This is a genomic window from Orrella sp. JC864, from assembly GCF_037026685.1.
Classification (GTDB): domain Bacteria; phylum Pseudomonadota; class Gammaproteobacteria; order Burkholderiales; family Burkholderiaceae_B; genus Orrella.
Genome location: NZ_JBANET010000007.1, coordinates 97,802 through 120,157, shown reverse-complemented (window position 1 = coordinate 120,157; position 22,356 = coordinate 97,802). Strand labels below are relative to the sequence as shown.

The 22,356-nt window shown below is 71.0% G+C and carries 19 protein-coding genes; 9 read left to right on the top strand and 10 right to left on the bottom strand.

Annotated elements, in window-relative coordinates; genetic code table 11:
- Window positions 1-100: 100 nt before the first annotated feature.
- A complete protein-coding gene (locus tag V8Z80_RS09225) occupies window positions 101-2,602 on the top strand; it encodes an MFS transporter (protein ID WP_336061805.1) in 2,502 nt (833 codons plus the stop codon).
- Here V8Z80_RS09225 and V8Z80_RS09220 read toward each other — a convergent pair.
- Window positions 2,586-4,997 carry a penicillin acylase family protein gene (locus V8Z80_RS09220; RefSeq protein ID WP_336061804.1) on the bottom strand — a complete coding sequence of 804 codons (2,412 nt, stop codon included), beginning with the start codon at window positions 4,995-4,997 and terminating at the stop codon, window positions 2,586-2,588. The genes V8Z80_RS09225 and V8Z80_RS09220 overlap by 17 nt on opposite strands.
- Window positions 4,998-5,153: 156 nt before the next feature.
- Between V8Z80_RS09220 and V8Z80_RS09215 the strand changes: the two genes are divergently transcribed.
- Window positions 5,154-6,233 carry a serine hydrolase domain-containing protein gene (locus tag V8Z80_RS09215; protein WP_336061803.1) on the top strand — a complete coding sequence of 360 codons (1,080 nt, stop codon included), beginning with the start codon at window positions 5,154-5,156 and terminating at the stop codon, window positions 6,231-6,233.
- On the opposite strand, the gene V8Z80_RS09210 is transcribed toward V8Z80_RS09215, so the two are convergent.
- The 6 genes from V8Z80_RS09210 to V8Z80_RS09185 form a co-directional block, all read right to left on the bottom strand.
- The gene (locus V8Z80_RS09210; protein WP_155194015.1) at window positions 6,224-7,060 is read right to left on the bottom strand and encodes a metal ABC transporter permease; all 837 of its coding nucleotides are present in this window, start codon (window positions 7,058-7,060) and stop codon (window positions 6,224-6,226) included. The genes V8Z80_RS09215 and V8Z80_RS09210 overlap by 10 nt on opposite strands.
- Window positions 7,057-7,914: a metal ABC transporter permease gene (locus tag V8Z80_RS09205; protein ID WP_155194013.1), complete on the bottom strand. Its 858-nt coding sequence runs from the start codon at window positions 7,912-7,914 to the stop codon at window positions 7,057-7,059. The genes V8Z80_RS09210 and V8Z80_RS09205 overlap by 4 nt, the downstream gene beginning before the upstream one ends.
- Window positions 7,914-8,798: a manganese/iron ABC transporter ATP-binding protein gene (locus tag V8Z80_RS09200; RefSeq protein ID WP_155194011.1), complete on the bottom strand. Its 885-nt coding sequence runs from the start codon at window positions 8,796-8,798 to the stop codon at window positions 7,914-7,916. The genes V8Z80_RS09205 and V8Z80_RS09200 overlap by 1 nt, the downstream gene beginning before the upstream one ends.
- Window positions 8,795-9,703, bottom strand: coding sequence for a metal ABC transporter substrate-binding protein (locus V8Z80_RS09195; protein ID WP_336061802.1), 909 nt, complete (start codon window positions 9,701-9,703; stop codon window positions 8,795-8,797). Before V8Z80_RS09195 ends, V8Z80_RS09200 begins: the two co-directional genes overlap by 4 nt.
- Window positions 9,700-9,936 carry a ParD-like family protein gene (locus tag V8Z80_RS09190; protein ID WP_155194008.1) on the bottom strand — a complete coding sequence of 79 codons (237 nt, stop codon included), beginning with the start codon at window positions 9,934-9,936 and terminating at the stop codon, window positions 9,700-9,702. The genes V8Z80_RS09195 and V8Z80_RS09190 overlap by 4 nt, the downstream gene beginning before the upstream one ends.
- Window positions 9,937-10,004: 68 nt before the next feature.
- The gene (locus tag V8Z80_RS09185) at window positions 10,005-10,871 is read right to left on the bottom strand and encodes a LysR family transcriptional regulator (protein ID WP_155194006.1); all 867 of its coding nucleotides are present in this window, start codon (window positions 10,869-10,871) and stop codon (window positions 10,005-10,007) included.
- A 143-nt stretch (window positions 10,872-11,014) separates the two neighbouring features.
- On the opposite strand from V8Z80_RS09185, the gene V8Z80_RS09180 reads away from it, so the two are divergent.
- Together V8Z80_RS09180 and V8Z80_RS09175 are read left to right on the top strand one after the other, a co-directional pair.
- Window positions 11,015-12,013, top strand: a complete 999-nt coding sequence (locus V8Z80_RS09180; protein ID WP_155194004.1) for a Bug family tripartite tricarboxylate transporter substrate binding protein — start codon at window positions 11,015-11,017, stop codon at window positions 12,011-12,013.
- Window positions 12,014-12,060: 47 nt separating this feature from the next.
- Entirely contained in the window at window positions 12,061-13,287 is a 1,227-nt protein-coding gene (locus tag V8Z80_RS09175; RefSeq protein ID WP_336061801.1) for an alpha-hydroxy acid oxidase, read from the top strand.
- A gap of 78 nt (window positions 13,288-13,365) precedes the next feature.
- Here the strand turns inward: V8Z80_RS09175 and V8Z80_RS09170 are convergent, their stop codons facing one another.
- Both V8Z80_RS09170 and betT read right to left on the bottom strand, forming a co-directional pair.
- Window positions 13,366-14,091 carry a phosphatase PAP2 family protein gene (locus tag V8Z80_RS09170; RefSeq protein ID WP_336061800.1) on the bottom strand — a complete coding sequence of 242 codons (726 nt, stop codon included), beginning with the start codon at window positions 14,089-14,091 and terminating at the stop codon, window positions 13,366-13,368.
- 81 nt (window positions 14,092-14,172) lie between these two features.
- Window positions 14,173-16,137: a choline BCCT transporter BetT gene (gene betT, locus V8Z80_RS09165; protein ID WP_336061799.1), complete on the bottom strand. Its 1,965-nt coding sequence runs from the start codon at window positions 16,135-16,137 to the stop codon at window positions 14,173-14,175.
- A 65-nt stretch (window positions 16,138-16,202) separates the two neighbouring features.
- Here betT and V8Z80_RS09160 point away from each other — a divergent pair, with 65 nt between their 5' ends.
- From V8Z80_RS09160 to V8Z80_RS09145, 4 genes are all read left to right on the top strand, one after another.
- On the top strand, window positions 16,203-16,760 hold the full coding sequence (locus V8Z80_RS09160; RefSeq protein ID WP_155193996.1) for a methylated-DNA--[protein]-cysteine S-methyltransferase: 558 nt from the start codon (window positions 16,203-16,205) through the stop codon (window positions 16,758-16,760).
- Between the two features lie 171 nt (window positions 16,761-16,931).
- Complete coding sequence (locus V8Z80_RS09155; protein WP_336061798.1) at window positions 16,932-17,564, top strand: hypothetical protein; 633 nt, start codon at window positions 16,932-16,934, stop codon at window positions 17,562-17,564.
- Window positions 17,565-17,688: 124 nt separating this feature from the next.
- On the top strand, window positions 17,689-20,043 hold the full coding sequence (locus tag V8Z80_RS09150) for an FdhF/YdeP family oxidoreductase (RefSeq protein WP_336061797.1): 2,355 nt from the start codon (window positions 17,689-17,691) through the stop codon (window positions 20,041-20,043).
- Window positions 20,030-20,323, top strand: a complete 294-nt coding sequence (locus tag V8Z80_RS09145) for a helix-turn-helix domain-containing protein (RefSeq protein WP_336061796.1) — start codon at window positions 20,030-20,032, stop codon at window positions 20,321-20,323. Before V8Z80_RS09150 ends, V8Z80_RS09145 begins: the two co-directional genes overlap by 14 nt.
- Here V8Z80_RS09145 and V8Z80_RS09140 read toward each other — a convergent pair.
- Window positions 20,268-21,224 (bottom strand): LysR substrate-binding domain-containing protein, encoded by a 957-nt coding sequence (locus V8Z80_RS09140; protein ID WP_155193989.1) that lies wholly within the window; start codon window positions 21,222-21,224, stop codon window positions 20,268-20,270. The genes V8Z80_RS09145 and V8Z80_RS09140 overlap by 56 nt on opposite strands.
- Before the next feature lie 132 nt (window positions 21,225-21,356).
- Between V8Z80_RS09140 and V8Z80_RS09135 the strand changes: the two genes are divergently transcribed.
- Window positions 21,357-22,316, top strand: a complete 960-nt coding sequence (locus V8Z80_RS09135; RefSeq protein ID WP_336061795.1) for a Bug family tripartite tricarboxylate transporter substrate binding protein — start codon at window positions 21,357-21,359, stop codon at window positions 22,314-22,316.
- Window positions 22,317-22,356: the final 40 nt, after the last annotated feature.

Below are 22,356 nucleotides of genomic sequence, written 5' to 3'. Positions count from 1 at the left end.
ATTTCGCCGATTGGCCGTCCCGGCCATGAACAACAATGGAAAAAGCTGCTGGATTATAGTCACGCGGGCCAAGCCGGCGCCATCGATAGGAAGCACTCCCATGCAACACGCAGCGCCGGCTGATCCCGGCATCAGCCGCCGGGTCGTCGTGGCCGAGATCGTCGGCGCCTTCCTGGTAATCCTGGTGCTGGCCCAGGCCTTGACCGGCGTGCTGGGGCTGGCCGCCTTCAGCCGGCTGGCGGCGAACAACACCGCCGAGCGGGTCGAGCTGATCGCGCGCGACACCGCGGCCCGCATCGAAACCGGACTGCGCCTGGGCAAGCCGATGGCCCAGTTCTCCGGCCTGGACCGCCTGATCGAGCAAAGCCTGGCGCGCGTGCCGGACCTGGCCGGCGCGGCCGTGGCCCTGCCCGACGGCTATGCGGTGGGCCGCTACGGCCAGGCCGGCGCGCTGCCCGAACCCTTGCGCGCGGCAGTGCTCGCACCGGGCGCACCGGGCGCGCAAGGCGGCATCGAGCGGCGCCCCGGCGGCGCGGCCCTGATGCACGGCGAGCAGGCGCTGACGCTGGCCGTGCCGCTGCACGGCGGCGACGGCGCCGTGGCCGGCGTGCTGGCCATTTCGGTGGACGACAGCCTGCAGGCCGCGCGCGAGCGCGAATTCATCGAACGCAGCGTGCTGGTGCTGGGATTGACCACGCTGGGCGCGGCCGCGCTGCTGCTGGCCGTGCTGGGCTGGCTCATGCCGCTGCAGGCGCTGACGCGCCCGGGCGGGCGCGCGCGCCTGGCCGTGCCGCTGGCCGCGCTGATCCTGGCCCAGGGCGTGTATGCCGCCGATACGGTCACTGCCTTTCGCTCGGCCTGGCTGCAGAGCACGCGCGCCAACGTCGCCATGCTGGCCGAAAGCGTGCAGGCCGACATCGGCCGGGTGCTGCGCATGGGCATCGGCATCGACCGGCTGCGCGGCATCGAGACGCTGTTCGCGCGCGTGGCCGGCAGCCTGCCCAGCGTGGCCGACATTTCCCTGCGCGACGCCCAGGGCCGGGTGCTGTACGCCGCCGACGGGCGCGGCGCGCTGGACCCGGCGCGGATCGATACCCGCGCCGGCGACGGCAACCTGCTGGTATCGCTGCCCCTCTCGGCCGGGCGCGGCCAGGACGCGCCGGCCGACGGCTATCTGGCGGTGCAGCTCGATCCGGCCGTGGTGGCCGCCGGCGTGCGCAGCCGCGTCATGGACGCGGGCACGGTGGCGTTGATCTCGGCGATCGCCGCCTTCGAGATGTTCCTGCTGCTGACGCTGCTGATCGCCCGCTCGCGGCGCGGCACGCAGCAGCCGCACCCCGAAGGCATCGCCCGGCGCGCCGAGGACGCCGCGCGCGCCGCCCGGCCCGTGATGTTCGGCTTCCTGTTCGCCTGGGCGCTGCCGCTGAGCTTTCTGCCGCTGTTCGCCCGCACCTTGCCGTCCGGGATGCTGGCGCTGCCGCAGGACATCCTGCTCGCCCTGCCCTTGTCGGCCGAGATGCTGTGCGGACTGGTCGGCGCGCTGGCCGCCGGCAGGATCACCGACCGCCACGGCTGGCATTGGCCGGTGATCGGCGGCCTGCTGCTGGCGGCGGCCGGCTCGCTGGCCTCGGCGGCCACCGGCGCGCTGGAGACCTTCGTGCTGGCGCGCGGCACGGTGGGCCTGGGCTACGGCCTGGCATGGATGGGCCTGCAAGGCTTTGTCGTGCTGCGCAGCTCGCCGCTGTACCGCGGCCGCAACATGGCCTGGCTGGTGGCTGGACTGTTCGCCGGCCATCTGTCGGGCACGGCCGTGGGCGCCATGCTGGCCGACCAGGCCGGCTACCGCCCGGTGTTCGCCGCCAGCGCCGTCGTGCTGCTGCTGCCGCTGGCCGGCGTGGGGCTGCTGACCCGCCGCTGGCGCGGCAAGCCGCCCGAACCGGCCACCGCCATCGCCGCGCGCCCGCCGGCCAGCGCCACCGCCCGGCTGACCTTCTGGGCCAGCGCGCGGCGCCTGGGCGGGCTGCTGGCCAGCCGCGACTTCGGCGCGCTGCTGGCCGGGGCCGTGGTGCCCTTCTCCATCGCGCAGGTGGGACTGCTGTATTTCGCGCTGCCGCTGTACCTGGAAGCCCAGGGCGTGCCGGCCGCCAACATCGGGCGCGTGCTGATGGTGTACGGGCTGTGCATGATCTACCTGGGGCCGGCCATCGGCCGGCTGGTGGACTGCGGCGGCAACAAGAAATACTTCATCGCGCTGGGCGGACTGCTGGGCGGCGGCGGCATGGCCTACCTGTACGTGGACAGCAGCCTGCAGATGGTGGCGCTGGCGGTCTTCCTGCTGGCGCTGGGCAGCTGCTGGGCCGGCGCGGCCCAGACCTCGTGGACGCTGTCGCTGCCGCGCGTGCAGCAATACGGCCCGGGAGCGGCCACCAGCGTCATGCGCGCCGCCGACAAGCTGGGCCAGATGATCGGGCCGCTGTTCGTCGGCGCGCTGTTCACGCTGGTGGGCGTGGGCGCGGGCCTGGCCGTCACCGGCATGGTGTACCTGGCCGCCACGCTGCTGTTCGTGGCGGTGGCGCCCAACCGGATCAAGGGCGCGGCCTAGCCGGCTCGAGCACCAGGCGGTGCGCCGCCGGCCCGGGCAGCAGCGGCGCGGCGCGGCCCCTTGCCCAGTCTTCGTGGCCGGCCAGAAAGAACGGCGACAAGGGATGGCCCGAGGCGCCGCCGGGCAGCTGCAGCAGGCCCTGCGCCTCGTGGCCGGGCGCCACCACCATGCGCTCGGAGGCGCCGAAATCGGGCCCCTGCGTGCGCGGCACGTTCAGGTCGCCGGCCATCGGCTCGGCCGGCGCCGACAGCCAGGGCCGCAGCGCGGGCAAGGCCCGCGCCAGCGGGTGCGCCATGTCCAGGGTGTTGTGGCTGCCCCAGGTCGCGGCCGCCAGCGGCCGGCCGTCGCGGGTGAACTCGTCCACGACCGCGTCGATGCGCTCGAGCAGGAAATCCTGCCAGCTGGCAAAGCGCGCCGGCCGCCAGGCCTGCTCGCGCGCCAGCGCCTCCATCAGCGGCAGCAGGCGCGAGCTGGCGTAGCGCAGCGCCAGCGACGGGTCCCTTTCCTGCAGGCGGCGGTCCAGCGGGCCGAGCCACACATCGTAGAGCGCCTGGTAGAAGGCGCGCGCCAGCGTATAGCCGGCCTGGTCCACGCCGGCATGGCCGTCCCACTGCCGCAGCAGCCGGCGGAACTCGGCGCGGCCCGGCCGGTCCCGCACCGCCGCGTCGTCCAGCGCGCCCAGCGCCAGTTCGCGCCAGGCGTGGACCCAGCGCGCATGGTCGTCCAGCTGCAGCCGCATCAGCGCCGTCTCGTCCCAGTCTTCGCGCGCGAGCAAGGCGTCGCGGATCTGGGTGGCCCGCACGCCCACGTCCGCCCCGCCGTCGCCGATGCGCGCCTGCGCGGCCGGGTCGCCCAGCTGCAGGCTGTTGGCCGTCCAGAGCCGGCCCGAGGGCGGATCGATCACTTGCGGATAGTGCTGCGCGGGCAGGCGCGCCAGCGCCCCGCCCGCCTGCCTGGCGGAAAGCGGAAAGCCTTGCGGCTGGGCCACCTCGGCCGGCAGCGGGCCGGCCAGCGACCAGCCGATGCGGCCCTGGCGGTCGGCCACCACGATGTTCTGCGTGGGCACGCCCGCGCGGCGCGCCACATCCAGCGCGGCCGGCACGTCGGCGGCGGTTTCCAGCCGCTGCAGCGCCAGGTCGGCGCCATCGGGCAGGTGGGCGATCCAGCGCAAGGCGTAGGTCTTGCCGGCGGCCTGCACCATCGGTCCCCAATGGGTGATGCGCAGCGCCAGCGGCTCGGGCCGCCCGCCGCGCACGGCCAGCATCTCGGTCTGCTGCTCGGCGCGGCGCCAGTTGCCCAGGCCGTCCCGATAGCGCAGCGGATCGGCCGGATCCAGCTCCAGTTCGATCAGGTCGATATAGCGCCCATAGCTGTTGGTAAAGCCCCAGGCCACCTGCCCGTTGCTGCCGGCCACCACCACCGGCGCGCCGGGCAGGCTGACGCCGGCGATGCGGCGCGTGCCGCCCTGCCCGTCGGGATACTCCAGCACCAGGCGATACCAGATGGCCGGCAAGGCCAGGCGCAGGTGCATGTCGTTGGCCACCCGCGCCAGGCCGCCCTGCCCGCGCGCGCCGTCCACCGCCCAGGCATTGCTGCCCACCGAGGCGGACGGCGCGAAGCTGCTCTCGCGCGACAGGCGCGCGGGCGGCGGCTGGTCCAGCCAGTCCGGCCGCGTGGCCGGCACCGCCGGCAGGCCGGCCGGCGCGGCCCGCCCGTCCAGCGGCGCGTCCCAATGGCTGGCGGGCAGCGTCAGCGCGGCCAGCAGGTCGGGCGGCACCATCTCGCGCAGCAGGCCGCGCCCGAGCACGCGCCTGAACTCGTTGCCCTGCAGGTCGAAGTACATGGACCAGATCACCAGCAGCGTGTCGTAGGGCCGCCAGGGCTGCGGCTCGGTGCGCAGCAGCAGGTATTCGAAAGGCCGCGCGCGCAAACCCTCGCGGCCGGCGTTGACGCCCTGGGCATAGGCCTGCAGCAAGGCGCGGTCGGCCTCGGGCAGCGCTTCATAGGCGGCCCGGGCCCGCGCATGGAAACGGTGCGGCCGGTTGCGCCGGTCCAGCGGCAGCGCGGCCTGGCCCAGCAGCTCGGCCAGCTCGCCCGCCGAATTGCGCCGCAGCAGGTCCATCTGGAAGTAGCGGTCCTGGCCGTGGGCCAGCCCGGTGGCATAGGCCAGGTCGTTGCGGTTGCGGGCCTGGACCGTCACCGAGCCGGCCGCATCGCGCAGCAGCACGGCCGGCTCGCGCAGGCCGGCGGCCGGCACGCTGCCGTCGAGCTGGGGCAGGCTGGCGCGCAGCCACAGCCAGGCGCCCAAGGCGGCCGCGGCCGCCAGCAGCGCCAGGCAGGAAACGAGCAGGAAGACAAGACGGGCAAGGCGTTGCGGCAGGCGGCGCGAAGTCATCGGTACCTGTTCGGCTGTTCGGGATAAGGGGCCAACGGGCGCCGCCAGAAGGCCTCGCGGCAGCAAGGATTCTACGGCCCGATCATGACAGGAAATATGTCATCCATAAGTCACGCCGGCACGGGAACCGCCGCGCCCGGCCGGCGTCCCACCCGCATGGATACCTCTGCCTTCACGGACATCTCCCGTTTGCGCACCCGGCGCGGCTTGTGCGCCTTGCCGCTGCTGGGCCTGCTGGGCGCCGGCCTGCCCGCGGCGGCGCGGGCGGCCCCGGCCCCCGGGCAGGCCGCCGCGCCCACGCTGGACAGGCTCGCCCGGCAGGCGCGCCAGCTCGAACCCTTGCGCGCCCTGCTGGTGGCCCGGGACGGCGCGGCCCTGGTCGAAAGCAGCCGGCCCGGCATGGACCTGGATGCGCCGGTCAACATCAAGTCGGCCTCCAAGAGCCTGATCGCGGCCATGATCGGGCGCGCCATCGCCGAGGGCATGCTGCCCGGGGTGCACGCCGCCATCGCGCCGCTGCTGAAAAAGCGCCTGCCTGCCCGCGCCAATCCGCGGCTGGCCGAGATCACCGTCGAGGACCTGCTGACCATGCGCGCCGGCCTGGAGCGCACCTCGGGACCGAACTACGGCCGCTGGGTCAACAGCCGCGACTGGGTCGGCTACGTCGTCTCGCGGCCTTTCGTGGACGAGCCGGGCGGGCGGATGCTGTATTCCACGGGCAGCTCGCACCTGCTGTCGGCCATCCTGACCGACGCGTCGGGCCGCAGCACGCTGCAGCTGGCGCGCGACTGGTTCGGCGAGCCGCTGGCCATGCGCTTTGGCGGCTGGGACCGCGACCCGCAGGGGATCTACCTGGGCGGCAACAACATGGCGATCTCGCCGCGCGCCCTGCTGCGCTTTGGCGAGATGATGCGCCAGGACGGGCGCGCGGGCGACACGCAGGTGGTGCCGGGCCCCTACATCCAGGCCTCGTGGCAGCCCCGCACGCAATCGCCCTTTACCGGGCATGCCTACGGCTATGGCTGGTTCATCGCCGAGGCGGCGGGCCACCCCGTCTACTACGCCTGGGGCTACGGCGGGCAGCTGCTGTACGTGCTGCCCAGCCTGTCGGCCAGCGTGGTGATGATCTCCGATCCGGACCAGCCCTCGGGCCGCAACGGCTATGCGCGCCAGCTGCACGAACTGCTGGCCGGCCACATCGTGCCGGCGCTGGCCGCGCACGGCCGTCAGGCCTGAGCCGTGCGGCGCGCGCGCCAGCTGGCCCGCGCGAAGACGGCCACGAAGCACAGCGAGAGCATCACCACGATGGTGGGCGCGGGCGCGCTATCCAGGAAAAAGCTCAGGTATACGCTCAGCAGCGAGCACGCCGTGGCGATGGCCACCGACCACAGCAGCATCGCCCCGAAGCTGCGCGTAAGCAGCAAGGCGATGGCCCCGGGCGCGATCAGCAGCGCGATGGCCAGGATCAGGCCCACGGCCTTGAGGGCGCCGACGATGGTCAGCGTCAGCAGCGCCAGCAGCCCGTAGTGCAGCAGCCCCACGCGCAGGCCCACGGTGCGCGCCTGCACCGGGTCGAAGGCATGCAGCAGCAGGTCGCGCCACTTGAGCGCCACCGCGCCGGTGGCCGCCAGCGCGATCAGGCCGCTTTCGGCCAGGTCGGGCCAGTCCACGCCCAGCATGTCGCCGAACAGGATGTGGTCCAGGTGCACGTCGCTGCGGATGCCCGTGTACAGCACCAGTCCCAGCGCGAACATGCCGGAGAACACCACGCCCATGACCGTGTCCTGCTTGAGCCGGCTGTGGGCCTGCAGATAGCCGGTGCCCAGCGCGCAGGCCATGCCCGCGGCAAAGGCGCCGATGGCCAGCGGCCAGCCGGCCATGTAGGCCAGCACCACGCCGGGAAAGACCGCGTGCGAGACGGCATCGCCCAGCAGCGCCCAGCCCTTGAGCACCAGGAAGCACGAGAGCAGGGCCATCGGCACGGCCACCAGCACGGCGATCAGCAAGGCATGCCGCATGAAATCGAACTGCAGCGGCAGCAGCAGGGTTTCGGCCAGCGTCATGGCCGGGCCCCTTGCGCGCCCGCCCGCCGGCGCGCGGCCAGCACGCCATGCTTGGGCGCGAACACGAAGGCGGCCAGGAAGCAGGCCGTTTGCAGCAGCACGATGATGCCGCCGGTGGCGCCGTCCAGGAAATAGCTGGCGTAGGCCCCCGCCAGGCTGCTGGCCGCGCCGATGCCCACGCTGATGGCCAGCAGGCGCCCGAAGCGGTCGGTCAGCAGGTAGGCGGTGGCCCCGGGCGTGACGACCATCGCCACCACCAGGAAGGCCCCCACCGTCTGCATCGCCGCCACGGTGCAGGCCGACAGCAGCACGAAGAACAGGCCCTTCATGAAAACGGGGTTGATGCCCACCGAGCGCGCGTGGCTTTCGTCGAAGAACGCCACCATCAGGTCGCGCCATTTGAGCAGCAGCACCAGCAGCGAGACCGTGCCGATGACGGCCAGCTGCAAGGTGTCGTGCGGCGTGATGGCCAGCACGTTGCCCAGCACGATGGTCTGGATGTTCACCGAGGCCGGCCAGAGCGAGACCATGAACAGTCCCAGGCCGAAGAAGGCCGAGAACACCAGGCCGATGACCACGTCTTCCTTCAGGCGCGTGCGATGGTTCAGGAACAGCATGCTGGCGGCGGCCAGCGCGCCCGAGAAAAAGGCCCCGGCCGAGAACGACAGGCCCAGCATGTAGGCGCCCGCCACGCCCGGCACGATGGCGTGCGAGAGCGCATCGCCGATCAGCGACCAGCCCTTGAGCATCAGGTAGGCCGACAGGAAGCCGCACACCGCCCCGACCAGCGCGCACACCCACATGGCGTTGACCATGTAGCCATAGCCGAAGGGTTCGGCCAGCAGCGCCGCCATCAGCCGTCTCCTTGCGTATCGGGCCGCTCGCGCGCGGTGACCTGCTCGCCGTAGAACACCAGCGGCCGCTCGTCGTCGGAAAAGATGCCCACCGCGTGGGCGCGCCGCTCGTCGGTATCGTTCAGGGCGAAATGGCGCAGCACGCCGCCGAAGGCCGCCTGCAGGTTGCGGCGCGTGAAGACCTCGCCGATGGGGCCGAAGGCCAGCACGGTGCGGTCCAGCAGCACGGCACGGTCGCAGAACTCGGGCACGCTGCCCAGGTTGTGCGTGGACACCAGCATGACCCGGCCCTCGGCGCGCAATTCGGACAGCAGCGCGATGATGGCGTCCTCGGTGGTGACGTCCACGCCGGTAAAGGGTTCGTCCAGCAGGATGACGCGCGCGTCCTGGGCCAGTGCGCGCGCCAGGAACACCCGCTTTTTCTGGCCGCCGGACAGCTCGCCGATCTGGCGCCCGCGCAGCGCGGCCATGCCCACGCGCTCGAGCGCGGCCTGGACCGCCTGCCGGTCCGCCGCGCCGGGCCGGCGCAGCAGGCCCATGTGGCCGTAGCGGCCCATCATCACCACGTCCTCGACCAGCACGGGAAAGTTCCAGTCGACTTCCTCGGCCTGCGGCACGTAGGCGACCAGCTTGCGCCGCAGCGCCTCGCGCGCGGGCATGTCCAGCACGGAAATCTCGCCCTGGGCCAGCCGCACGAAGCCCATGATGGCCTTGAACAGCGTGGATTTGCCGCTGCCGTTCACGCCGACCAGCGCGGTGATGGTGCCGGCGGGCGTATCGAACGAAGCCTCGCGCAAGGCCGTGTGGCCGTTGCGGTAGACCACGGTGGCGCCGCGCACGCGCAAACCGCTGCCGCTTGCGGCCTGGCCGGCGGCGCCCGTCATGGCTCCAGGCCCCGCGCGATGGTTTCGGAGGTCACGCGCAGCAGGTCGATATAGGTGGGCACCGGACCGTCCTCGGCGCTGAGCGAGTCCACGTACAGCACGCCGCCGTAGCGCGCGCCGGTTTCGCGCGCGACCTGGCGCGCCGGATCGGCCGATACGGTGCTTTCGCTGAACACGGCGGGGATGCCGTGCTCGCGCACCGCGTCGATGACGCGGCGCACCTGCTGCGGCGTGCCCTGCTGGTCGGCGTTGATCGGCCACAGGTAGAGCTCCTTCAGGCCGAAATCGCGCGCCAGGTAGCTGAACGCCCCCTCGCTGGTGACCAGCCAGCGGCGTTCGGGCGCGATGGCCTGCAGGCGTGCGCGGATCGGCTCGATGGCCTGCTCGATGCGCTGCTTGTAGGCCTGCGCGTTGGCGCGGTAGGTGTCGGCATTGGCCGGATCGTGCTGGACCAGCGCATCGCGGATGTTGTCGACGTAGCGCAGCGCCTCGGTGGGCGACATCCATGCGTGCGGATTGGGCTTGCCGCGATACGGCCCGGTGCCGATGCCCATGGGCTCGATGCCCTCGGACACCACCGCCCCGGGCACGTCCTTGAGGCGGCTGAAGAAGCGTTCGAACCACAGCTCCAGATTCAGCCCGTTCCAGAGCACCAGCTGCGCGTCACGGGCCCGGACCAGGTCGCCGGGCGTGGGCTGGTATTCGTGGATCTCGGCGCCCGGGCGCGTGATCGATTCGACCACGGCCGCATCCCCGGCCACGTTGCGGGCCATGTCGGCGATGACGGTGAAAGTGGTCAGCACCTTGAACTTGCCGGTGGCGCCAGCCTGCGCCTGCGCCGTCGCGGCAAAGGCCAGCAGGCAGCCCAGGATCGCCGTGGCGGCGGTAACGAAGGGGCGGATCATCTTGCTTCTCCATGCTGCGGTTCGGGCGTCGCGGCCTCCAGCAGCGAACGGCCGCTGGCCTCGGCGGCCAGCAGCAGCCGGCACAGCTCGGGATAGCGCAAGTCCGGACGCAGCTCGGCCAGCATGCCCACGCGCAGCCAATGCTCGGCCTGCGCATTGATGGAACGGCTGAACGCATTGCTGGCCAGCCGCAGGTTTTCATGTACCAGGTCGGAGATTTTGACGATGCCCATGGTCCCTGCCATTATATGCTCTATATATGATCCATATATATCACAACCAAGGCAAGGTGGCACGCGGTTCAGGCCCTGGCCGCCTCGGGAAGGACCATCTCGAAAAGGCGCGCGTAGGGAGAGCCCACCGGCCATAGCATGCCCAGCCGGCGCGCCAGCGTATTGCCGGGCAAGGCGATGCGCACCACCTCGGCGGGCAGCGAGCCTTCGCGAAAGCAATCGGGCACCAGCGACACGCCCAGCCCCAGGCCCACCAGCACCTGGATGCCGTCGGGCGAATCCAGCTCGAAACGCTCCTGCGGCTGCAGGCCGCGCTGGCGCAGGTACTGGTCGGCCAGCAGGCCGCCCCAGGTGCGCCGGTCGTAGCGGATCAGCGGCTGCTCGCGCAGCAGCGTATCGGCATCGTCCGAGGCCGGCAGGCCGGCCGGCGCCAGCAGCACCAGCGGCTCGACGCGCAAGGGATGCCAGGCGAAGGACTTGGGGATGGGAAAGGGCGGCTCGACCATCAGGGCCGCGTGCACGTTGCCGCTGGCCACCAGGTGGTAGAGATCGTGCGAGGCGCCGATCTCCAGCGCCGCGTCCAGGCGCGGATAGCGCCGGGCGATGCCGCGCAGGATCTCGGGCATCACGTGGGTGAGCGCGGTGCGGATGGCGCCGATGCGCAGGCCGCCCGGAAAGCCGTCGGCCGAGGCGGCGGCCTTGAGCTCGCGCACTTCCTGCTGGAACTGCCGGGCGCGCACCAGCAGGCGCGCGCCGCTCTCGGTCACGCGCACGAACCGCCCCGAGCGGGTGAACAGCGTCACGCCCAGTTCGCGCTCCAGGGCGCGCACCCGCTGGGCCAGCGCGGTGGGCGTGACGTTGAGCCGGCGCGCGGCCTCGGCCATGGACCCGCATTCGGCAATCATGACGAAGGTATCGACGAACTGGGTTTCCATGCGGACAGGCCCACGAATCAATAAAAAGTTGATTCTCAAGAATCAAAAATGAAATTGTGCTGCTTTTTGGCTTGCTCAACAATAAATGCCTTACGCGCGGCCGCCGCGCCGCCTTCCCATAACAATCCGCTTCCGGAGACACCATGCCGATCCCTGCCCTCGCCGCCCGCCGCCGGGCGCTCGCCACCTTGCTCGCCTGCAGCCTTGCCGCCCTGGGGGCCGGCGCCGCGCACGCGCAGGACGACTACCCGTCCAAGCCCAGCACCCTCTACGTGGGCTTTTCGGCCGGCGGCGCGGTGGACCAGGTGGCGCGCGAACTGGGCCAGGCGCTGGGCAAGCAGTTCGGCCAGCCCTACGTGGTGGAGAACCGTCCCGGCGCCACGGGCACCATCGCCGCCGAGGCGGCCGCGCGCGCCAGGCCCGACGGCTATTCGCTGCTGCTGGCCACGCAATCGACCATGGTGGTGGCCCCGGGCATGTATCCCTCGCTGCGCTTCGATCCCATCAAGGATTTCGAGCCCATCTCGCTGGTCGCCTCGGTGCCGCTGGTGCTGGTGGTGCATCCCTCGCTGCCCCTGAAGACCGTGCAGGACGTGATCGACTACGCCAAGGCGCAAGGCGGCAACCTGCCCTATGCCTCCTCGGGGCTGGGCGGGCCGCAGCACGTCTCGGCCGAGCTGTTCGCCGCGATGGCCGGCATCAAGATGGTCCACGTGCCCTACAAGGGCGAGGCCAACGCGATCACCGACGTGCTGGGCAACCAGGTGCCGCTGATGTTCAGCAACCTGCCCACGCTGCTGCCGCACATCCAGAGCGGCAAGCTGCGCGCCATCGCCGTCTCCAGCCTCAAGCGCGCCGACAGCGCGCCGGACATCCCCACCGTGGCCGAGTCCGGCCTGGAAGGCTTCGAGGCGCTGACCTGGTTCGGCCTGTACGCCCCGGCCGGCACGCCGCAGGCCGCGCTGGCCAAGCTCGAGCAAGGCGTGGCCAAGAGCCTGGAGGATCCGCAGCTGCGCGAGAAGCTGACCAAGCAGGGCCTGACCCTGGAAGGCAGCACGCGCGACGAGTTCCGCCAGTACATGCAGGCCGAGAGCGTCAAATGGGGCGACCTCATCAAGAAGGCCGGCATCAAGCCCGAGTAAGTTTTCCGCCGGGCCGCCCGCGCAAAGCCGAACGCATCGAAGACCCCATGAGCCTGACCTCTTGCGGCACCGCCGCCACGCCGTCCGCGGCCGCGCCCGCCACCCCGCTGCCGCGGCGGCTGCGCCGGATATTTTCCCTGGAGGATTTCGAGACGGCGGCGCGGCGCCACCTGCCGCGGCCGGTGTTCGGCTACATGAGCGCGGTGGCCGAGCGCGGCCATGCCTTCCAGGACAGCGGCGCGGCCTTTCGCGACTATGGCTTCGTGCCGCGCGTCATGGTGGACATCTCGCGCCGCAGCACCGCCACGACGCTGTTCGGCCAGCACTACAGCGCCCCCTTCGGCTTCTGTCCGCTGGGCCTGTCGGCCCTGTCGGCCTACCGCGGCGACCTGGTGCTGGCGCAGGCCGCCGCCCAGGCCCGGCTGCCCATGATCATGAGCGGCTCTTCGCTGATCCGCCTGGAAGAGGTGGCCGCCGCCAATCCGCAGGCCTGGTTCCAGGCCTACCTGCCCGGCGACCGGGCCGGCATCGAGGCGCTGGTCGAGCGCGTGGCCGGCACGGCCTTCAAGACCCTGGTCATCACGGTGGATACGCCCGTGCCGCCCAATAGCGACAACACGCGGCGCATGGGCTTTTCGGCCCCGCTCAAGCCCAGCCTGTCGCTGGCCTGGCAGGGCCTGACGCATCCGCGCTGGCTGTTCGGCACTTTCCTGCGCACGCTGCTGCGCCACGGCATGCCGCATTTCGAGAACAACTACGCCACGCGCGGCGCGCCGATTCTTTCGCCTTCGGTGCTGCGCGACTTCTCCGAACGCGGCAACCTGGACTGGAGCGTGCTCAGGGCCATCCGCCAGCAATGGCGCGGCCGCCTGGTGGTCAAGGGCATCCTGAGCGCGGACGATGCGCGCATGGCTCGCGACTGCGGCGCCGAGGGCCTGATCGTATCCAACCACGGCGGCCGCCAGCTCGACGGCGCCATCGCGCCGCTGCGGGCCCTGCCGTCCGTGGTGGCCGCCTGCCCGGACATCCCGGTGATGCTGGACGGCTCGGTGCGGCGCGGCACCGACGTGCTCAAGGCCCTGGCCCTGGGCGCGCGGATGGTATTCGTGGGACGGCCCTTCGGCTATGCGGCGGCCGTGGCCGGGCAGGCCGGCGTGCTGCACGGGGTGGACCTGCTCACGCGCGAGGTCTCGCGCGACATGGCGATGCTGGGCGTGACCGCGCTGGACCAGCTGGACGCCGGCAGGCACCTGGTGCGGCGCGCTCACGACTGAGCCGCCGGGCCGCACGCGCGCGGCATTCTCCCCGCGTGCCGCGGCCGTTCACCCCCCCTGCGGTTCAGGCCTTGCGGCTCAACCCTTGCGGCCCCAGTGCCAGGGCAGGCGCACCGGCCATTGATAGCGGCTGTCCAGCACGCGCGGCGCCAGCCAGCCGGCCGAGGCGATGGCCACGCCGGCGGCCATGACCACGTCGCTCAGGTAGTGGTCCAGGTTGACCAGCCGGCTCAGGCCCACCGCGGCGGCGAACAGGAACAGCGGCCAGCGCAGCGCCGGGGCCAGCTTGGCCAGCGCGGCCGCCACCGCGAAGGCCGTCAGCGTATGGCTGGAGGGAAAGGAGTTGAAGGGATCGCCCGAGAACGGCAGCCCCAGCCCGTAGAAGCCCTGCTCGAAGAACACTTCGGGACGGGCGCGCGCCACCACCTGCTTGAGCACCAGCGTCACCAGCCCGCCCAGCGTCATCGTGGCCAGCACCAGCAGGCTGCCGCGCACCCAGCGCTCGTAGGCGATGCCCAGCCAGCGCCCCAGGCGGTCGTGCCGCATGCGCCACAACGCGCCGCCGTAGACGGCCAGCGCGCCCACCACGAACAGGGTAGTGTCGGCCATGTCGCCGATGTCCTCGAACAGGTCGTCGATGGACGGCGTGGTTTCGCTGTGCAGCAGCTGCGCCAGGGGCAGGTCCACCCACAGGGCCAGGGCGGCCAGCCCCAGCAGCGCGGTCAGCATCCAGGCGCGCGCAAGCGGCTTGCGCGGCGCCGGCAGGACGGGCTGGGGGGGTTGGGCGGGAAGCTGCGTGCTCATCGTCTGGACGGGCGGCCGCGCGCCCGTGTCGGTGGAAAGCCCCTATGCTAGCCGCCCGCGCATGGAATTTTTGTGAAATCCCTAGCGCACCCGGTGCAGGTAGTGGCGATGGCGCTCGTACTGGTCGAGGATGTCGCCGATCACGTCGTCGCGGGTCCAGCCCATGATGTCGTAGTCCTGGCCGCCTTCACGCAGGTGGACTTCGGCGCGGAAGTACTTGCGCTCCTCGGACTCGCCCTCGGTGTCCAGCAGGGTCAGCGCCGGGCGCACGTAGGCCCGCGCGCGGACCTCGTAGAGAAAATCCTGGTGCTCGCCATGCGAGACTTCCAGCGAAACGCGGTCCTGCTGGGGCATCTCGACCTTCACGCCGAAGCCCTGCTTGCGCAGTTCTTCGGCCACCGCCTCGCAGGCGGCCTTGACGGTCTCGCCGATATAGCGCTCGACGTGGGCGCGGCGCGGCATCATCACCATGTTGCGCAGCCGGCCCTGCCAGGCGCTGTCGCCGCGCGGCGCGGGCCGCGACAGGCTGAGCGCCTGGTAGCGGATGTCGCGCTTGGCCGCATCCAGGCGCAGGGCCTTGAACAGGCCGTACACCGCCACCAGCAGCACGATGGCAAAAGGCAGCGCGCTGGCGATGGTGGCCGTCTGCAAGGCCGTCAGGCCGTCGGCCAGCAGCAGCGCGATGGCCACCGCGCCGATCAGCAGCGACCAGAAGACGCGCTGCCACACCGGCGACTGGCTCTTGCCTCCCGAGGCCAGCAGGTCGACCACCAGCGCGCCCGAATCGGCCGAGGTGACGAAGAACACCACCACCATCATCACGGCGATCATGGAGATGATGGTCGCGCCGGGCAGGTATTCCAGGAAGGCGAACAGCGCCAGCGCCGTGTCGGCCTGCACCGCCTCGGCCAGCTCGCGCATGCCGTCGAACAGCACCATGTGGATGGCGGTATCGCCGAATACCGTCATCCACAGCAGGGTAAAGCCGGTGGGCATGAGCAGCACGCCGGCGACGAATTCGCGGATGGTGCGCCCGCGCGAGATGCGCGCGATGAACATGCCCACGAACGGCGACCAGGCCAGCCACCAGCCCCAGTAGAACAGCGTCCAGCCGCCGATCCAGTCGGTGGGTTCGTAGGCATAGAGGTTGAAGGTCTTGCTGACGATGTCCGACAGATAGGCGCCGATGTTCTGCACGTAGGCCTGCAGCAGGAACACCGTGGGACCGCCCACCAGCACGAACAGCAGCAGCAGCACCGCCAGCACCAGGTTGGTTTCGGACAGGATGCGGATGCCCCGGTCCAGCCCGCTGGCCACCGACAGCGTGGCCAGCAGGCAGGTGGCCACGATCAGGATGATCTGCATGCCGACGCTGTTCTCCAGCCCGAACAGGTGGCTCAGGCCGCTGTTGATCTGCGCCACGCCCAGGCCCAGCGAGGTCGCCACGCCCAGCACCGTGCCGATGATGGCGAAGATGTCCACGGCATGGCCGATGGGGCCGTGGATGCGTTCGCCGATCATGGGATAGAGCGCCGAGCGCAGGGTCAGCGGCAGGTTGTGCCGGTAGGCGAAATAGGCCAGGATCAGCGCCACGACGGCATACAGCGCCCAGGCGTGCAGGCCCCAGTGGAAGAAGGTGATCATCATGGCTTGCTTGGCCGCCGCCACCGTTTCCGGCTCGCCCACCGGCGGCTCCATGAAGTGCATGATGGGCTCGGCCACGCCGAAGAACATGATGCCGATGCCCATGCCCGCCGAGAACAGCATGGCGAACCAGGTATGGGTGCGGTAGTCGGGCACGCTGTGATCGGGCCCGAGCTTGATGTCGCCGTAGCGCGTCAACGCCATGATGACCACCGCCAGCAGGATCAGCGCCACCGTCAGGATGTAGAACCAGCTGGCGTTGGCCAGGATCCACTGCTGCGTGGCGTTGATGACGCGCTGCGAGGGACCCGGCGCCGCGATGGAGAACACCACGATCAGCAATATCAGGATGGCCGAGGTGGCGAACACGGGCACGTTGATCGTCGTTCGGAACTTCGGCATGGGCTTCTCCTGTGTCTTGTCGCCGGACCGCTCGCCCGACCCCGCCAAGACGCTACCATGTGCGCATGTCCGACGCCAAGACCTCCATCTTGTCCCTGCGGCTGGGCCTGTTCGCATCGCCGCTGGGGCCCATCCTGACCCTGCACGACAGCGCCGGCTGCCTGCGCGCGCTCGAATTCCACGAATACGAGGCGCGCATGCACCGGTTGCTGGACCGCCACTACGGCGCCTGGCGCATCGAGGGCCGCGAGGACGGCGGGCCGCTGGCGCCGCGGCTGCAGGCCTATTTCGAGGGCGACATGCGCGCCTTCGACGATGTGCGGATCGCCACCGCCGGCACCCCTTTCCAGCGCCAGGTATGGGCCGCGCTGCGCCGCATCCCGCCAGGGCGCACGCGCGCCTATGGCGACCTGGCGCACGAGCTCGGTTGCCGCAACGGCAGCCGGGCCGTGGGGCTGGCCAACGGCGCCAATCCCATTGCGCTGGTGGTGCCCTGCCATCGCGTGATCGGCGCCGACGGCAGGCTGACCGGCTTTGCCGCCGGCCTGCACCGCAAGGCCTGGCTGCTGCGGCACGAGGCCGCCGCGCTGGGCCAAGGAACCCTCGAACTGCCCCTGGCCTAGCCGCGCCGCCGGCGCCGCGCCCTTTCGCATCCATATGCAACGAAATGCATGGCATTGCTAGCAGCCGGCCGCGACGGGCCGCCCGGCTAACAGCCTGAAACGGTCTGCGGCCGGCGGCGTCATGCCTGCGTGGTATGAGTGCCTGCACCTAGGTTTACGCAGGAGCCCCGCATGCACTATCCCCGCATCGCCCCCGCCGGCGGCCGGCCGGCCCCCTTGGCCTGGATCCTGGCCGCGGCCTTGGCGGCCGCCCTGGCGCTCGCGGCCCGGCCGGCCGCCGGTGCGCAGGCTGCCGACGAGGACTTGATCGGCGGCGTGCGCAGCAACGACATCGTGGGCCGCCTGCCCGATTCGGCGGGCGGATTCGCGCTCAAGAGCCGGCACAGCGATCCCGGCAAGCAGCTGGTGCGGGCGCGCTACCAGAAAGACGACAAAACCGCCGCGCTCGCCCGGATCCAGGCGGTGCGCTCGCGCGGCAAGATCGTGACGCTGCCCGACGGCACGGAAAGCCCGGCGGTGGGCGTCACCAAGGTCATCGACTACTACAAGGGACAGCAGGACAAGGAGATCGAGCAGCTCAGCCTGGGCAACCGGGACAGCGGCCCGCTGAACTGCGTGCAGGTGTATACCCCGCAGCAGCGCACCCTGCGCCTGGTATGCCGCACCGCGGTCCTGGGCCGCATGCTCGAAACCCAGGCCGATGCCCTGGACGGCAGGGGCGACCCCAAGGCCCAGCGCGACACGCTGGCGGCGTTTACGCTGGAACTGGCGGCGGCACTGCGCCGGATAGGCCCCGGCGCCTGATAAATAGGTTTTTATTTGCACATTGAGAGCGGACCGAGGCCGGTGCTAAATTAGGGAAACACAACAAACCTAGCCCGGCTTATATATGCCCATAAAAACATAAAAGCCCCGGCCCCCTGCCCTCATGTCCCAGCAAAAAATCCAGTTCTACGACCGTCCCGCCGGCGGCTGGGGCGCGCTCAAAAGCGTGGCCCAGCAACTGTTGCAGCAACACATTCCGTTCAAGGGCGCGCGCACCCTGCTCTCGGCCAACCAGCCCGACGGCTTTGACTGCCCCGGCTGCGCCTGGCCCGACCGCGAGCACGCCTCCACCTTCGAGTTCTGCGAGAACGGCGTCAAGGCCGTGGCGGCCGAGGCCACGCGCGCGCGCGCCACGCCCGAGTTCTTCGCCGCCCATACCGTGCGCGAGCTCTGGGCGCGCACCGACCACGAGCTGGAAGCGCAAGGCCGCCTGACCCATCCGCTGGCCTACGACCCGTCCAGCGACCGCTACCTGCCCATCGAGTGGGACCAGGCCTTCGCGCTGATCGCACGCCAGCTGCGAGCCCTGCCCGACCCGGACCAGGCCATCTTCTATACCTCGGGCCGCACCAGCAACGAGGCGGCTTTCCTGTACCAGCTGTTCGTGCGCCACTACGGCACCAACAACTTCCCCGACTGCTCGAACATGTGCCACGAGCCCAGCGGCACCGGCATGAAGCAAAGCCTGGGCGTGGGCAAGGGCACGGTGACGCTGGAGGACTTCGAGCAGGCCGACGCGATCTTCATCTTCGGCCAGAACCCCGGCACCAACCATCCGCGCATGCTGGGCGAGTTGCGCCAGGCCGCCCGGCGCGGCGCGGCCATCGTGGCCTTCAATCCGCTCAAGGAGCGCGGGCTGGAACGCTTCGCCGACCCGCAAAGCCCGGTCGAGATGCTCAGCCTGGGCGCCACGCGCATCAGCTCGGACTACTTCCAGGTCAGCACGGGCGGCGACCTGGCCGCGCTGATCGGCATCATCAAGCACGTGCTCGAGCGCGATGCGCAGGCGCTGGCCGCCGGCCGCGCGCGCCTGATCGACACGGCCTTCATCGCCGAGCACACCACCGGCTTTGACGCCTTCGCCGCCGGCATCCTGCAGGAGGACTGGGAGACCATCGAGGCCGAGTCCGGCCTGAGCCAGGCGCAGCTGCGCCGCGCCGGCGACATCTACCTGCAGGCCGGGCGCGTGATCGCCTGCTGGGGCATGGGCATCACCCAGCACAAGCACTCGGTGGCCACCATCCGCATGATCGTCAACCTGCTGCTGCTGCGCGGCAACATCGGCCGGCCCGGGGCGGGCGCCTGCCCCGTGCGCGGCCACAGCAACGTGCAGGGCGACCGCACCATGGGCATCTACGAAAAGCCCGCGCCCGCCTTCCTGGACCGCATGGAGCAGGTGTTCGGGGTGCCGATGCCGCGCCGCGAAGGCTACGACACCATCGGCGCCATCGAGGCCATGCACGACGGACGCGCCAAGGTGTTCTTCGCCATGGGCGGCAATTTCGCCATGGCCGCGCCCGACACCGGCGCCACCTGGCAGGCGCTGCGCAACTGCGAGCTGACCGTGCACGTGGCCACCAAGCTCAACCGCAGCCATCTGGTGCACGGGCGCCAGGCCCTGATCCTGCCTTGCCTGGGCCGCACCGAGATCGACATGCAGGAGGGCGGCCCGCAAGGCGTCACCGTCGAGGACTCCATGAGCATGGTGCACATTTCGGCCGGCATCAACCCGCCCGCCTCGCCCCAGCTGCTGTCCGAGCCGGCCATCGTGGCGCGCCTTGCCGCGGCCACGCTGCCCGACAGCCCGGTGCCCTGGCTCTGGCTGGTCCAGGACTATGCCCGCATCCGCGAGCTGATCGAAAAGGTCTTCGACGACTTCGCCGGCTTCAACGAAAAGATCGCCGTGCCCGGCGGCTTTCGCCTGCGCAACACGGCCTCCGAGCGCATCTGGCAGACTCCCAGCGGCAAGGCGCAGTTCCTGGCCGCCGGCGTGCCGCGCGACCTGCCCATCCACCAGGCGCGCCGCCACAGCGGCCAACGCGTCTTCAACCTGAGCACCGTGCGCTCGCACGACCAGTACAACACCACGGTCTATGGCCTGAACGACCGCTACCGCGGCGTCTACGGGCAGCGCCGCGTGGTCTTCGCCCATGCGCAGGACCTGGCCGAACTGGGCCTGCGCGACGGCCAATGGGTGGACCTGCTCGGCGCGGACGGACAGCGCCGCGCCGAGCGCTTTCGCCTGGTCGCCTACGACATCCCGCGCGGCTGCCTGGCCGGCTACTACCCCGAGACCAACCCGCTGGTGCCGCTGGACAGCTATGCCGACCAGGCGCGCACGCCCACGTCCAAGTCCATCCCGGTGATCCTGGTGCCCCACGGCGCCGGCGCGGGCTCGGCCGAAGTCCCGGCCACCCGGGGCGAAACCGAGCCGGCCGGCGCCGATGTCCCTGCCTGAGGCCGCGCAGCTGCTGGCCGTGCTGGCCGAGTACCCGCAAGGCGCCTCGCTGCCGCGCCTGGCCAAGCGCCTGGGCGTGCGCGCCAGCACCCTGATGCGCCTGCTGGCGCCGCTGGGCGAGGATCCGCTGGGCGGCAATCCGCTGGGCGATAGTCCACAGGGCGGGATGCCGGGTCCGGGCTGGGTCGCCGTGCGGGACACGCCCGGCGGCTGGACGGCCTGCCTTACCGAGGCCGGCAGGCAGGCTCTGGCGCAGGCGCGGCAGGCGCCGGGCCCATAGCGGCCGGGTCGGGCGCGGCGGGCTGGGCCTGCCAGCGCGCGGCCGCCTGCACGAACGCCTCGACCACCCGCTGGCGCGCATTGCGCCGGGTCACGGCGTGCACGCCGCCCCCCGACACGGCCGCCGGCAGCCGGCAGGCCGCCACGCTGCCGGCGAAGTGCGCCACGGTGGAAACCGGCACCAGCGCCACGCCCAGGCCCGCGCCCACCAGCGCCAGCTGGGCGGGGATCTCGGCCACCGTCTGCACCACGCGCGGGCGCACCCCGGCCCGCAGGCACAGTTCGTACAGCCGCCCGGCGAAGGCCGAGGTGTCCAGCCGCAGCATCACGAAGGGCTCCTCGGCCAGTTCCGCCAACGCCAGGCGCCGGCGCGAGGCCAGCCGGTGGCGCGCCGGCAGCGCGGCCACCAGCGGATCGGGCCAGATGGGAATGGAGCACAAGTCCTGGTCGTCCACGGCGGTGCGCGAGATGCTGACGTCGATGCGCCGCTCGCGCAGCGCATCGATCTGGCTGGCCGGGTTCATTTCGTTGAGCAGGATGGAGACCTGCGGATGCGTGCGCGTGTAGTGCGCGATCAGGTGCGGCACCGGCCCCAGGAAATGCGAGCCGGACAAGCCCACCTCGACGCGGCCGGCCTGCCCCGCGTCGACCGCGCGCACGCGGGCGGTGGCGTCCTTGACGCGCGCCAGCACGGTGCGCACGTCGCTCAGGAAGGCCTGGCCCGCCTCGGTCAGCGCCACCCTGCGGTTGCCCCGCACGAACAGCTTGACGCCCAGCTCGCGCTCGAGCTGGGCGATCTGCATGCTCAGCGGCGGCTGCGACATGTGCAGCCGCTCGGCGGCCCGGGTGAAGTTCAGCTCTTCGGCCAGGACCGCGAAATAACGCAGGTGTCGGATCTCCATGGCCGCAATGATATGTGCAAGATATCAAACAAGACAAAAACAATATTGGAAAGTATTGGTAGGCTTGAGCCAGAATACCGTCGCTGAAATGCGATAGATATGTAACAACAACGATTCGAACGGAGACCTTCCATGCTCAGACTCGCGTTTACCGCCCTGCTCGCCTGCGCCGCCCAGGCCGCCGCCGCCGCCGACTTCCCCAGCCGCCCGATTTCGCTGATCGTGCCCAATCCGCCCGGGGGGCTGGTGGACACCTCCGCCCGGCTGGCCGCCGATCCGCTGGCCAAGGTGCTGGGCTCGCCCGTGGTGGTCGAGAACAAGGACGGCGGCAGCGGCAACATCGCCTACCAGGGCGTGGCGCGCGCGCAGCCCGACGGCCATACCCTGCTGGTGTCGTACTCGGCCTACCACGTGGGCAATCCCAACCTGACCAAGAACCTGCGCTGGGATCCGGTCAAGGATTTCGAACCCGTGGGCCTGGTCAGCATCTCCAGCAACGTCATCGCCGTGCACCCTTCGGTGCCGGCCGACGACCTGCAGGGCTTCATCGCCGAGCTCAAGCAAAAGCCCGGCCACTACAGCTATGCCTCGCAAGGGGTGGGCTCGCTCTCGCATATCGGCACCGAGATCTTCACGCAGCAGACCGGCACCAAGATGCTGCACGTGCCTTATCGCGGCTCGGGCGCGGCCATCCAGGACGTGCTGGGCGGCAACGTGCAGGTGTTCATCACCACCCCGCCCTCGGTGATGGGCCACGTGCGCACCGGCAAGCTCAAGGGCCTGGCCGTCACCAGCGCGCAGCGCCATCCCATGCTGCCGGACGTGCCCACCGTGGCCGAGGCCGGCCTGGGCGACTATCAGCTCGAAGCCTGGGTGGCGCTGTTCGCCCCGGCCGGCACGCCCGCGCCGGTGATCGAGAAGCTGGCCAGCAGCCTGGAGCAGGCCCTGACCAGCCCCGAGACCGTCGAGCGCGCCCGCGCAGCCGGCATCGAGGCCCGCTTCGAAGGCCCGCAAGCCCTGGCCGAGCGCGTGCGCACCGAACTGGCCTACTGGGGCAAGACCATCCAGGCCGCCAACATCAGTATTGATTGATCCCACCCCCGAAGCGCTACGCGCTTCCCCCTCAAGGGGG